This is a genomic window from Agromyces sp. Marseille-Q5079 (genome assembly GCF_051016555.1).
Classification (GTDB): domain Bacteria; phylum Actinomycetota; class Actinomycetes; order Actinomycetales; family Microbacteriaceae; genus Agromyces.
Genome location: NZ_JBPEJF010000007.1, coordinates 152,788 through 165,141, shown reverse-complemented (window position 1 = coordinate 165,141; position 12,354 = coordinate 152,788). Strand labels below are relative to the sequence as shown.

Here is a 12,354-nt window from a genome sequence, read left to right as displayed (position 1 = left end):
CATTGGAGCCACCGTGGCCGCTGCCAGCCGTCTCGAATCCGTCATCGCCCTCGCTCAGCACCGGGGCTTCGTCTTCCAGGCGGGGGAGATCTACGGCGGATCCCGGTCCGCGTGGGACTACGGCCCCCTCGGCGTCGAGCTCAAGGAGAACATCAAGCGCCAGTGGTGGCGCTACATGGTGCAGAGCCGCGACGACGTCGTCGGCCTCGACTCGAGCGTCATCCTCCCGAAGGCGGTGTGGGAGGCATCCGGCCACGTCGACGTCTTCACCGACCCGCTCATCGAGTGCCTGAACTGCCACAAGCGCTACCGCGAGGACCACCTCATCGAGGCCTACGAGGCGAAGAAGGGCCGCGCCCCCGAGAACGGCCTCGCCGACATCGTGTGCGCCAACTGCGGCACGCGCGGCCAGTGGACCGAGCCGCGCGCGTTCTCGGGCCTGCTGAAGACCTACCTCGGCGTGCTCGACGACGAGTCGGGCCTGCACTACCTGCGTCCCGAGACCGCGCAGGGCATCTTCGTGAACTTCGCGAACGTGCTGCAGGCGGCCCGCATGAAGCCGCCGTTCGGCATCGGCCAGATCGGCAAGAGCTTCCGCAACGAGATCACGCCGGGCAACTTCATCTTCCGCACCCGCGAGTTCGAGCAGATGGAGATGGAGTTCTTCGTCGAGCCCGGCACCGACGAGCAGTGGTTCGAGTACTGGCTCGACCAGCGCTGGAACTGGTACGTCGACCTCGGCATCGACCCCGAGAACATCCGCCGCTTCGAGCACGCGCAGGAGAAGCTGTCGCACTACTCCAAGCGCACCGTCGACATCGAGTACCGCTTCGGGTTCACGGGCGGCGAGTGGGGCGAGCTCGAGGGCGTCGCGAACCGCACCGACTTCGACCTGTCGACGCACACCAAGCACTCCGGCAAGGACCTCTCGTTCTTCGACCAGTCCAAGAACGAGCGGTGGACGCCGTACGTCATCGAGCCCGCGGCGGGCCTCACGCGGTCGCTCATGGCGTTCCTCGTCGACGCCTACCACGTCGAAGAGGTGCCCAACGCGAAGGGCGGCGTCGACAGCCGCACGGTGCTCCGCCTCGACTCGCGCCTCGCGCCGGTCAAGGTGGCGGTGCTGCCGCTCTCCCGCAACGAGAAGCTCTCCCCGCTCGCCCGCGAGGTCGCCTCGAACCTGCGCAAGAACTGGAACGTCGACTTCGACGACGCGGGCGCCATCGGTCGCCGGTACCGCCGCCAAGACGAGATCGGCACCCCGTTCTGCATCACGGTCGACTTCGACTCGCTCGACGACGACGCGGTGACCGTGCGCGAGCGCGACACCATGGCGCAGGAGCGCGTGCCGCTCGCCGAGCTGCAGGCCTACCTGGGCGCTCGGCTCGTCGGCGCCTGACGCCCACCGCGTTCGCGACAGCCCCGTCGCCGGCTCAGCCGGCGGTGGGGCTGTTCCGTTGCGCCCACTCGCGGTGCAGGATGCCGTACATCGCGGTGTCCTGCCACTCGCCGTCGTCGTACTGCTCCTCGAGGATCGTCGCCTCTCGGCGCATCCCGAGTCGCTCGCAGAGCGCGGCGGATGCCGCGTTGCGGGCGTCGAGCAGGGCGTGCACCCGGTGTGCGCGGAGCGTGTCGAACGCGAGGCCCATGACGGCGGCGGCCGCCTCGCGCGCGAAGCCGCGCCCCTGGAAGTCGGGGTGCACGACCCACCCGATCTCGAGCCGGCCGTGCTCGATGCGGTCGGTGCGCAGCATGACGTCGCCGATCACGCGTCCGCCGGCGGCATCCGCTCGCCCCGCGGCATCCGCTCGCGCGTCGGCGGCCGGGGCGACGCGGGGCTCGCCGACGAGCTCGATCGCGAGGATGATCGCGTCCTCGTCCTTCTCGAGTCGGCGCAGTCGTGACCGCTTCACGGTGTGCGCCCGGCCCTCCTCGTACGTTCGCTCTGGCCACGGGATGTAGCGCAGCACCTCGGGGAGGCGCTGGTACTCCCACACATCGTCGGTGTCGGATGCCTCGAGCGGGCGCAGCACGAGGCGATCGGTCTCGACGGGTGCGAACGGCGGGTCGTCGAGGTCGAACGGGAGGGCGAGCTGCGGGGGCCCGTCGAACGGGAGCGGCGCGTCGGTCATCCTCCGACGCTATCGCGCCGAGCGCTCGACCTGGAGAGGTGCCCGCCGTGCCCCGGTGTCAGCCGGCCGAGCGGGCGTCGCGCGCGACATCCGCAGATGCGGGGTCGACCGCGGACGCGCCGGCGGCCTCGTCGACGGGGGTGATGCCGAAGATGGCCTCGAGCCCGTCGATCCAGGACTGCTGGTCGCCGGAGCGGGCGAGCTCGCGCGAGCGGACCATCGGGGTGTGCAGGAGGACGCCGGCCATGTGCCGCAGCGCGGCCTCGGCGCGGCCGTCGTCGTCGCCTCGGGAGGCGGCGCGCTCGATCTCGGCGTCGAGGATGTCGAACACGTGCTTGCGCAGGGCGACGACGGCAGGCGCGAGCCGCTGCTCCTCACCGGACTCGCCGAACGCGCGGGCGTCGCGCAGCACGATGGCACGGGCGGCGTCGGTGGCCCCGAACTCCTCGAGCGGCGCGTGGATCTTGATGGTCTCGAGGTCGAGCAGTTCGACGCCGGGGACCTCGATGACATCGGGCGCCACGTTGCGCGGCAGGCCGAGGTCGATGACGAGCTGGCGGCGCTCGGGCTCCGCGGGCTCGGGCACGAGTCCGATCGTCGGCAGGGCCTCCGCGGCCGCGAGCGTCGCACGCCCGGTGAGCAGCAGGTCGCGGTCGACGACCTGCCGGTCGGCGGTGGTGCACGTGACGATGAGGTCGACGGATGCCGCGACGCTCGCGTATGCGGCGGGCGCGACCGGTTCGAGGTCGTGGCCGACCGCGAACTTCTCGGCGCGACCGGAGGGTGAGTGCACGACGACGTCGGTGACGCCGCGGTCGCGGAGCGCCGCGAGGGACGCGCCGGCGAAGCGGCCGGTGCCCACGAGGAGCACGCGGGTCTGCGCCCAGTCGGTGATGCGGCTCTCGGCGAGGTCGAGCGCGAGGCGCACGAGCGACCGCCCCTCGCCGCCGAGCTCGGTCTCGTTCTTGACGCGGCGCGAGGTCTGCGACGCCCGCTGGAAGAGCCGCTCGAGTTCGGGGGTGGTGGTGCCGTCGGCGCGGGCCTGCTCGAGCGAGCGACGGACCTGGCCGGCGATCTCGCCCTCGCCGACGACGACGGACTCGAGGCCGGATGCCACGGAGAACAGGTGCCCCGCCACGGCGTTGCCGTGCACGAAGCCGAAGGTCTGGCGGAGCTCGGCCGCGTCGAGGTCGGCGACGGCGCCGACGGCGCGGACCGCCTCGTGCACGACCTCGACCGGCGACGTGTCGTCGGGCGCGTCGAGGTCGAGGTAGGCCTCGAAGCGGTTGCAGGTGGCGACGACGACGGCACCCTTCACGGCGTCGTGGCCTTCGAGGATGCGCGGTGCCGCTTGGTTCGCGTTCGCCGAAAGACGCTCGAGCATGTCGAACCCGGCGTTCTTGTGACTCGCGGAGAAGCAGATGAGCACGGAGAGATTCTACCCGCCGCCGGAGGAGGTCCTGATCAGCGCTGGCACTGAGGCCCCTTCGGCTACCGCGAGGCGAGTGCGAGGGCGCGCGCTTCGGCGTCTTCGCGGGCCATCGCGGCGGTGATCACGGGGATCGGCGCGGTCAGCGGCGGCACCTCGAGGCCTTCGGCCGCGAGGGCGACGCGGTGCTTCGCCTTCCAGTCGCGCACGACCGCGAAGAACGCGGCATCCGACATCGCGTAGCGTCCGGGGCGACCTGACGCGAGCACGACCGGCAGTTCGACGCTGTTCTTGTGGCGGCGCACCCGCAGCACCAGCACGCAGAGCACCGTGGTGCCGGCGATCATGGAGTCGGCACGGATGTTGCGCACCTCGCGCCACGGGTAGGCGTCGACCCGTCGTGGGCGGCGACCGCCGTCCCAGAAGGTGACGCCGTGCTCGTCGGCCACGATCGAGTAGCGGCGGCTGAGCCGCAGCCGCTCGGCGTCGTCGAGCCGGAGTTCGTTCATCTGCCGCGCCATCGGGCCGACGCGGATGGCGCAGGCGAGCCCTTCGGGGTGCAGTCGGAGGAGTGCGGTGCGGCGTGCCCGGATGCGCGCGTCGCGCACGAGCAGGGTGATCGCCGACACCACGGCGCCGACGAGGCAGACGACGGCGACCACCGACGCCATCGCCTCGGACGGCACCGACGGGAGTCGGGACACGAGTCGGTGGATGACCGGTGACCCGGCGATGAGCGCTGCCACCACGAGGGTGGCGGCGACGGCGACGAGCACGGTCAGGACCGTGCGGTGCCGCACATCAGCGCTCATCGCCGAGCTCCGCTCGCGTCGAGGCGGACTGCAGGCGAACGCCTGCCCGGTTCGGAGGACCCTGCTTCGATCGAGTGCGCGCGCGCGGCGGAACGGCCACGGCTCGCACGGTCGAACATCGGCGAGGGGGACAGAGGGGGACACACGAACCAGGACACGTCGTCAGTTTCTCCGGGGGGACGGAGGCACGCCGCCTTCGGCGCGTCGTCGTGCGAGGGGGGCGCACAACGTGTCCGACTGTAGACCCTTCGCGCGGTCCTCGACAAGCGCGGTCCTGTGCTTTGCTCATGTGCGCATGGGGTCGCCGCGACGGCCGGCCGGAACGCCGCGAGGCCTCCCAGCCCGATGCGGGAGAATGGCCCGCGTGATCCTCTCCTCGCAGCATCCCCTCTCCGCCGGCCTCACGGGTGACTCGCGCCTCGTGCGCGCATATAGAGGAGAGCGCGCCGACACGACGCCGGTGTGGTTCATGCGCCAGGCCGGTCGCTCGCTGCCCGAGTACCGCGACCTGCGTGTGGGCACCCGCATGCTCGACGCGTGCCTCGATCCGGCCATGGCGAGCGAGATCACGCTGCAGCCGGTGCGTCGGCACAAGGTCGACGCGGGCATCTTCTTCAGCGACATCGTCGTGCCCCTGAAGCTCGTGGGCGTCGACGTCGAGATCCAGCCGGGCCGCGGTCCCGTCTTCGGCAGGGGCTACGCGGATGCCGCGGGCGTCGCCGAGCTGACCGCCATCGATCCCGCACGGCTCGACGAGGCATCCGCCCCCATCGCCGAGGCGGTGGCGCTCACGATCGCGGAGCTGAACCGCACCGACAACGGATCCGGCACCGCAACCCCCTTGATCGGTTTCGCCGGCGCCCCGTTCACGCTCGCCGCGTACCTGGCCGAGGGCGGCCCGTCGAAGGACCACCTCGCGGCCCGCACGCTCATGCACGCCGACCCCGGCGCGTGGCGCGCCCTCATGGACTGGACGGCCGAGCTGACCGGGCGCTTCCTGCGCGCACAGGTGCTGGCCGGGGCATCCGCCGCACAGCTCTTCGACTCGTGGGCGGGCGCGCTGTCGCTGGCCGACTACGAGACGCACGTCGCGCCGGCCTCGGCGAACGCGCTCAGCCACGTGCACGACCTCGAGTACGAGACGACGGATGCCGCGGGCGCGTCGGTGACCCGAGCGGTGCCGGTCGTGCACTTCGGCGTCGGCACGGGCGAACTGCTCGGCGCGATGCACGCCATCGGCGTGGACGCGGTCGGCGTCGACTACCGGGTGCCGCTCGACGTGGCTGCCGAGCGCATCGGCGAGGGCGTGCCCCTGCAGGGCAACCTCGACCCGGCGCTGCTCAGCGCGCCGTTGCCGGTGCTCGAGTCCGCGGTGCGCGAGGTGCTGCGCCGCGGCGACGCCGCCCCGGCGCACGTGTTCAACCTCGGTCACGGGGTGCCGCCCGAGACCGATCCGACGGTGCTGACCCGCGTCGTCGAGCTCGTGCACGAGGCGGGCGCATGACCGAACGGCCGACCGCGTCGCCTGCGGACGCCTCCGCCCCGAGCGAGCACCGCACGACCGACGTCGTCGTGGTCGGCGGCGGCGTCGCGGGGCTGGTCGCCGCGCTCGAGTGCGCGAGGATCGGCCTGGGCGTCACGGTGCTCGAGCGCCGAGAGCAGCCCGGCGGATGCGTCGGGCGCATCGAGCTCGCCGGCATCACGCTCGACTCGGGGGCGGAGTCCTTCGCGACGCGCGGGGGCGCGGTCGCCGACCTGCTCGACGGGCTGGGCCTCGCCGACGCGGTCGAGAAGCCGAACCCCGCAGGAGCCTGGCTCGTCTGGCCCACCGGCCGCGGCGGTGCCGGGCTCGACGCCGCACCGCTCCCGCGCACCGGCGTGCTCGGCATCCCGGCCAATCCGCTCGGCGATGACGTGCGCCGCATCATCGGCTGGAGCGGGGCCTCGCGCGCCTACCTCGACCGGCTGAAGCCGATCCTCAGCATCGGCCGGGCGCACAGCCTCGGCAAGCTCGTCCGCGATCGCATGGGCGACCTCGTGCTCGACCGGCTCGTCGCACCCATCTCCTCGGGCGTCTACTCGACCAACCCCGACGACCTCGACCTCGACGTCGTCGCGCCCGGCCTCAACGAGGCCATGACGCGCACCGGATCGCTGTCGGGCGGGGTCGGCCAGCTGCTCGAGGAGCGCAAGGCCGGCGGCGCCGTGCTCGGGCTCGACGGCGGCATGCACCGCCTCGTCGACGCGCTGCTCGCCGAGCTCGCGCGCTTCGGCGCCGAGGTCGTGACGGATGCCGCGGTCGACTCGCTCGTGCGCCCCGACGCCGACGGCGGCGACGCCGGATGGCGGGCGACGGCCCTGCGCGACGGATCCGAGCTCGTCGTCGACGCCCGGTTCGCGATCATCGCCGCCCCGGCCGAGGCCGCCCGCGGCCTCCTGTCCGGCGCCGTCGACGGATGGGTCGACGACCTGGCCGGCGGCCCGTCCGCGGCCTCCGTCGAGATCGTGACCCTGGTGCTCGACGCGCCGGCACTCGACGCGGCCCCTCGCGGCACGGGCGTGCTCGTCGCGACCGGGGCACCCGGGGTGACCGCGAAGGCGCTCACGCACTCGACCGCGAAGTGGCCGTGGCTGGCACGACGCACCGACGGACGCCACGTCGTGCGCCTGTCCTACGGTCGGGCGGGCGAGGCGAACCCGCTCGACGGCCTCGACGAGGACGCGGTCCGCGAGACCGCGCTCGCCGACGCATCCGCCCTGCTCGGGGTCGACGTGCCCACCACCGCCCTGCTCGACCTCGGGCGGGCGAGCTGGCGCGACGCCCTCTCGCAGGCCACGATCGGGCAGCGCGAGCGCGTGCAGGAGCTCGAGGCCGCGCTCGCCGCGGAGCCCGGGCTCGAGGTCACGGGTTCCTGGGTCGCCGGTACCGGGCTCGCCTCGGTCGTGCCGCACGCGACCGAGGCCGCGGCGCGCATCCGGCACCTCGTCGTGAACCCGGGCGCCGACGCATAGCCGGAACGGCATACTTTCTGCGCAACCCCCTTGCGCGAACCTTCACGGGGTCTACGCTGGAATGACGTCGCGCTCTCGCGCAGTGGGGAATGGGGTGCACATGAAGGGCAAGGTCCTTTTCGTCGTCGGTCTCGGCGTCGGCTACGTGCTCGGCACTCGTGCCGGCCGGCAGCGCTACGAGCAGATCAAGGGTGCCGCCGAGAGCGTGTGGAACACGCCGACGGTGCAGAACGGCGTCTCCACCGTGAAGGACTTCGCCATGGCCCGCGTCGGAGACGTGAGCGACTCGGTGCTCGACGGCGTCAAGTCCCTCATCGGCAACGCCACCAAGGGGTCGGGCGCCACCAAGCAGGACGTCCGGTCGTCGGCGCAGTCGGCGAAGTCGAACGTGTCCAAGGCGGCCGATGCCGCGCGCGACGTGATCGACGACACCGCCTCCAAGCTCGAGGAGGCCATCGACGACGCAGCCGATGTCGCCGCGAAGTCGGCCCCGGCCAAGAAGTCCGCGAGCAAGCCGCGCACGGCGAAGTCCGGTTCCTGAGGGGAGCGATCATGGCTGTCCCCACGAACGACGACCGCTCGCTCTTCCAGCTGATCGGCGAACTGCCCGACACGGTCTCCACGCTGATCAAGGCCGAGATCGACCAGATCAAGGCCGAGATCTCCTACAAGATCAAGCACTTCGGCATCGGGTCCGGCCTCGTCGCCGGGGCGCTCGTCGTCGCGGTGTTCCTACTCTTCACGCTCATCACCGCGGCGATCTTCGCGCTCGCGCTCGTGATGCCGGCCTGGGCGGCCGCGCTCACGGTGTCGGGCATCCTGCTGCTCATCATCGCGGTGCTGCTCTGGATCGCCTACGTCAACTTCAAGCGAGGCGCGCAACCGCTCGAGTCCGTCGAGAGCCTCAAGGCCGACCTCGACGCGCTGAAGGGAACCGGTGACTATGACCGCCGCTGACGCCGCGCAGATCTCCAAGCGCACCGAGAAGGAGCGCGAGCGCAACCTCACCCGCGTGCAGGCTCGCGTCGCGTCCGAGCGCGCACGGGCCGACTTCGCCGAGACCCTGAACGCCCTCGAAGACAAGCTCAACCTGCCCAAGCAGGCCAAGCGCAAGGCGGGCCAGCTGAAGGTGAAGCTGCGCCGACTCGCCGACGAGCAGCCGGGCACGGTCGTCGGCGGTGCCATCGGTGCGGTCGCCGTGGTCGGCGTCGTCGTGTGGCTCATCGTCCGGTCGGCGGCATCCGACGACTGACCCCGAACGTCACGCCGAGCGCATGCACGCCGCCATGGTGAGCGACGCCGCATGAGGAATGCGGATGCCGCGCCCAACGCCACGGCCGTCGAGCGGGTGGCCGGAGCGCTGCGCGACGAGATCCTGAGCGGACGTCTCGCGGCCGGGTCCCCCCTGCGCGAGGAGCCCGCGGCCGCGCGCTTCGGGGTCTCGCGACACACCGTGCGAGCCGCGTTCCAGCGCCTCGCGGCCGACCGCCTGGCCGTGGCCGCCCCGTATCGCGGCGTCCGCGTCGCCGCGTTCGACCGCGATGCGATCACCGCCATGCAGCAGTACCGGTCCGCGCTCGAGGTCGAGGCGGTCCGCCTCGCGCACCTGCGGTACGGCACGGGCTGGCCGGCCGAGGTGCTCGCCCCGGCGCTCGATGCGCTCGACCGTCTCGCGGCATCCGAAGACTGGCTCGAGGCCGAGCGCGTGCACCTCGAGCTGCACCGGGCCCTCGTCGCGGCATCCGAGAGCCCCCGCATCATCGAGGCGCACGCCGCCATCGGCAGCGAGATGCTGCTGTTCGTGCTGCACATCCGCCCCCACTACACGGTCGAGAGCCTGGTGGCCGAGCACCGCGAACTCGTCGAGCAGGTGCAGGCCCGGGGGCCCGATGCGATCCGCGAGCACCTCGCGCACTCCCTGGCGCTGCTGGTCGACGACTGAGTACTTTTGGCCGTTCGCCGCGAAAGGGGGAGACTAGGAGCATGTCTTCCCCCGCTGCCGAGGCGGCAGCCGACGCGCTCCAGACCGAATCCGACGCCGAGCAGTCTCCCGAGGGTTACACGGTGTTCGCGGTGCTCCGCCGCGACCCCGCCCGCCCCGACGACCTCGACGGCCACGACGTGCCCCGTTTCGTCGAAGAACTCGACGGGATGATCGCCCTCGTCGAAGAGGAGGGCGTGACCCTCCGCGGCATCTACGACGTCTCCGGCCTCCGCGCCGACGCCGACGTGATGCTGTGGCTGCACGGCGACACCGCCGAGGGCCTGCAGTGGGCGTTGCGCGAGCTCCGCCGCGCGCGACTGCTCCGTGCGCTGCTGCCCACGTGGAACGCCATGGGCGTGCACCGCGACGCCGAGTTCAACAAGGCGCACGTGCCGGGGTTCCTCCGCGGCATCGAGCCCAAGGAGTGGCTCACGATCTACCCGTTCGTGCGCAGCTACGAGTGGTACCTGCTCGACCCGGCCGAGCGCGGGCGCATGCTCGCCGAGCACGGCCGCAAGGGCGCCTCGTTCCGCGGCGTCGTCGCCAACACGGTCTCGGCGTTCGCGCTCGGCGACTACGAGTGGCTGCTCCCGATGGAGGCCGACGAGCTCACCGACCTCGTCGACATGATGCGCGAGCTCCGCGCCACCGACGCCCGCCGCCACGTGCGCGACGAGCTGCCGTTCTACACGGGCCGCCGCATCTCGACCGCCGAGCTCGTGGAGGTGCTGCAGTAATGGCTGCCGTGAACCTCGGTTCGACGGGCGCGGATGCCGCGGGCACGACGCCGCGCGGCCGCAAGCCGGCGCCCGCGGCATCCGCACCGTGCGTGGCGGGTGCGATCGTGCCGGGCGCGACGCCGGCCGCGCAGGGCGGCGCCGAGCACGTGACCGAGCCCGTCGCGTACGACGCGATCCTGCTCGCCGGGTTCGGCGGGCCCGAGGGCCAAGACGACGTGATCCCGTTCCTCCGCAACGTCACGAGCGGGCGCGGCATCCCCGACGAGCGCCTCGAGGAGGTCGCGCACCACTACCGGCACTTCGACGGCACCAGCCCGATCAACGAGCAGAACCGCCGGCTGAAGGCGGCCCTCGAGGCCGAGCTCGCGGGTCGCGGCATCGACCTGCCCGTGCTGTGGGGCAACCGCAACTGGGATCCGTACCTCAACGACGCGCTCGACGAGGCGAAGACGGCGGGCTACACGAAGCTCATCGCCATCGCGACGAGCGCCTACAGCTCGTACTCGAGCTGCCGCCAGTACCGCGAGGACTTCGCCGACGCGCTCGCCGACACCGGCACGGGCGAGGGCGAGCACGTGATCCAGATCGACAAGGTGCGCCAGTTCTTCGACCACCCCGGCTTCGTCGCCCCCTTCATCGAGGGTGTGCGCGACGGCATCGCCGGCCTCGTGGCCGACGCGCCGGGGCTGAACCCCGCGACCGACGTCGAGGTGCTGTTCGCGACCCACTCGATCCCGTCGACCGACGCCGCGAAGTCCGGCCCCGCCGAGCGCGGGTTCGGCGAGGGCGGCGCGTACGCGGCCCAGCACCGGGCCGTGGCCGAGGTCGTCATGCGCGAAGCGGGCGCATCCGACGTGCCGTGGCAGCTCGTCTACCAGTCGCGCAGCGGCCCGCCCTCGATGCCGTGGCTCGAGCCCGACATCAACGACGCGATCGCCGAACTGCCCGCAGCCGGCCGCAAGGCGGTCGTGATCGTGCCGCTCGGATTCGTGAGCGACCACATGGAGGTGCTCTGGGACCTCGACAACGAGGCGCTCGAGAGCGCCGCCGAGCACGGGCTCGCCGCAGTGCGCGTGCCCACCCCCGGCACCCACCCGGCCTACGTGGCGGGTCTCGTCGACCTGGTGCTCGAGCGCGTCGACGGCACGCCGGTGGCCGAGCGGCCCGCGATGACCGACCTCGGCCCGTGGTACGACGTCTGCCGTCCCGGATGCTGCGAGAACGTGCGCCTCGGCTTCCGCCCGGCGCTGGCCGGGATCGCGCCGTGAGTGCCCAGGGCGGTTCCGTCATCCGCGTCGGCACGCGGGCGAGCGCGCTGGCGATGGCCCAGACCCGGCAGATCGCCGATCGCATCGCGACCGCCGCGAAGGCGGAGGTCGAACTCGTTCCGGTCACGACCGAGGGTGACATCTCCCGGGCGTCGCTCGCCTCGCTCGGCGGCACCGGCGTGTTCGTCACCGCCCTGCGCGAGGCGCTCCTCGACGGCCGCTGCGACCTCGTCGTGCACTCCATGAAGGACCTGCCGACCGCGGAGCACGAGGGGCTGCGCCTCGGCGCCGTGCCCAAGCGCGCCGACGCCCGCGACGCGCTCTGCGCCCGTGACGGCCTCACGCTCGCGACGCTGCCCGAGGGTGCTCGCGTCGGCACCGGGTCACCGCGTCGCATCGCCCAGGTGCGTGCCGTGCGACCCGACCTCGAGGTGCTCGACATCCGCGGCAACATCGACACCCGGCTCGGCAAGGTCGAGTCCGGCGAGCTCGACGCGGTGCTGCTCGCGGCCGCGGGCCTCGGCCGCCTCGGACGAACGGATGCCGTCACCGAACTGCTCCCGCTCGACGAGTGGCCGACGGCCGCGGCCCAGGGCGCGCTCGCGATCGAGGTGCGACGGGCGCGCGGCGACCGGGCGCTCGAGCAGGCGCTCGAGGCGGTCGACCACCGTTCGAGCCGGGCCGCCGCGCTCGCCGAGCGGCTCGTGCTCGCCGGCCTCGAGGCCGGATGCGCGGCCCCGGTCGGCGTGACGGCGTTCCTCGACGACGAACTTCTGTTCCTGAGCGCGAGCGTGTACAGTGCCGACGGGACGCGGCGCATCACCAGTTCGCATGCCGCGACCCCCGAGAGTCGCTCAGCCGCCGATCTGGCGGAAGCGGCTCGTGATGTCGCCGATCGCGCCGTCGCAGAACTCCTCGGCAATGGTGCCGCTGAACTCGCTGCCGCCATTGAGGAGACGCCGTGACAGAATTCGAAC

The 12,354-nt window shown here is 72.4% G+C and carries 13 protein-coding genes; 10 read left to right on the top strand and 3 right to left on the bottom strand.

Translation table 11 applies throughout. From position 1 onward, the window contains the following. Positions 1-13 precede the first annotated feature (13 nt). Positions 14-1,399 carry a glycine--tRNA ligase gene (locus ACR3IO_RS15720; RefSeq protein ID WP_434072164.1) on the top strand — a complete coding sequence of 462 codons (1,386 nt, stop codon included), beginning with the start codon at positions 14-16 and terminating at the stop codon, positions 1,397-1,399. A gap of 34 nt (positions 1,400-1,433) precedes the next feature. Here the strand turns inward: ACR3IO_RS15720 and ACR3IO_RS15715 are convergent, their stop codons facing one another. The 3 genes from ACR3IO_RS15715 to ACR3IO_RS15705 all read right to left on the bottom strand — a co-directional run bounded on the left by ACR3IO_RS15715 (position 1,434) and on the right by ACR3IO_RS15705 (position 4,373). Beyond that, positions 1,434-2,132, bottom strand: a complete 699-nt coding sequence (locus ACR3IO_RS15715; RefSeq protein ID WP_434072163.1) for a GNAT family N-acetyltransferase — start codon at positions 2,130-2,132, stop codon at positions 1,434-1,436. Positions 2,133-2,190: 58 nt separating this feature from the next. Further along, positions 2,191-3,561, bottom strand: a complete 1,371-nt coding sequence (locus ACR3IO_RS15710; RefSeq protein WP_434072162.1) for a glutamyl-tRNA reductase — start codon at positions 3,559-3,561, stop codon at positions 2,191-2,193. Between the two features lie 62 nt (positions 3,562-3,623). Then, positions 3,624-4,373, bottom strand: a complete 750-nt coding sequence (locus ACR3IO_RS15705) for a hypothetical protein (RefSeq protein ID WP_434072161.1) — start codon at positions 4,371-4,373, stop codon at positions 3,624-3,626. A 355-nt stretch (positions 4,374-4,728) separates the two neighbouring features. Between ACR3IO_RS15705 and hemE the strand changes: the two genes are divergently transcribed. The 9 genes from hemE to hemC all read left to right on the top strand — a co-directional run bounded on the left by hemE (position 4,729) and on the right by hemC (position 12,342). Then, complete coding sequence (gene hemE / locus ACR3IO_RS15700; protein ID WP_434072160.1) at positions 4,729-5,877, top strand: uroporphyrinogen decarboxylase; 1,149 nt, start codon at positions 4,729-4,731, stop codon at positions 5,875-5,877. After that, positions 5,874-7,385 (top strand): protoporphyrinogen oxidase, encoded by a 1,512-nt coding sequence (hemG, locus tag ACR3IO_RS15695; RefSeq protein ID WP_434072159.1) that lies wholly within the window; start codon positions 5,874-5,876, stop codon positions 7,383-7,385. Before hemE ends, hemG begins: the two co-directional genes overlap by 4 nt. A gap of 100 nt (positions 7,386-7,485) precedes the next feature. Then, on the top strand, positions 7,486-7,926 hold the full coding sequence (locus ACR3IO_RS15690) for a hypothetical protein (protein WP_434072158.1): 441 nt from the start codon (positions 7,486-7,488) through the stop codon (positions 7,924-7,926). Positions 7,927-7,937: 11 nt separating this feature from the next. Further along, positions 7,938-8,342 carry a phage holin family protein gene (locus tag ACR3IO_RS15685; protein ID WP_434072157.1) on the top strand — a complete coding sequence of 135 codons (405 nt, stop codon included), beginning with the start codon at positions 7,938-7,940 and terminating at the stop codon, positions 8,340-8,342. Beyond that, complete coding sequence (locus tag ACR3IO_RS15680; protein WP_434072156.1) at positions 8,329-8,637, top strand: hypothetical protein; 309 nt, start codon at positions 8,329-8,331, stop codon at positions 8,635-8,637. Before ACR3IO_RS15685 ends, ACR3IO_RS15680 begins: the two co-directional genes overlap by 14 nt. A gap of 51 nt (positions 8,638-8,688) precedes the next feature. Then, positions 8,689-9,327, top strand: a complete 639-nt coding sequence (locus ACR3IO_RS15675) for a GntR family transcriptional regulator (RefSeq protein ID WP_434072155.1) — start codon at positions 8,689-8,691, stop codon at positions 9,325-9,327. Between the two features lie 41 nt (positions 9,328-9,368). After that, positions 9,369-10,106, top strand: coding sequence for a hydrogen peroxide-dependent heme synthase (gene hemQ, locus ACR3IO_RS15670; RefSeq protein ID WP_434072154.1), 738 nt, complete (start codon positions 9,369-9,371; stop codon positions 10,104-10,106). Beyond that, the gene (locus tag ACR3IO_RS15665; RefSeq protein ID WP_434072153.1) at positions 10,106-11,377 is read left to right on the top strand and encodes a ferrochelatase; all 1,272 of its coding nucleotides are present in this window, start codon (positions 10,106-10,108) and stop codon (positions 11,375-11,377) included. Before hemQ ends, ACR3IO_RS15665 begins: the two co-directional genes overlap by 1 nt. After that, entirely contained in the window at positions 11,374-12,342 is a 969-nt protein-coding gene (gene hemC / locus ACR3IO_RS15660) for a hydroxymethylbilane synthase (protein ID WP_434072152.1), read from the top strand. The genes ACR3IO_RS15665 and hemC overlap by 4 nt, the downstream gene beginning before the upstream one ends. Positions 12,343-12,354 lie beyond the last annotated feature (12 nt).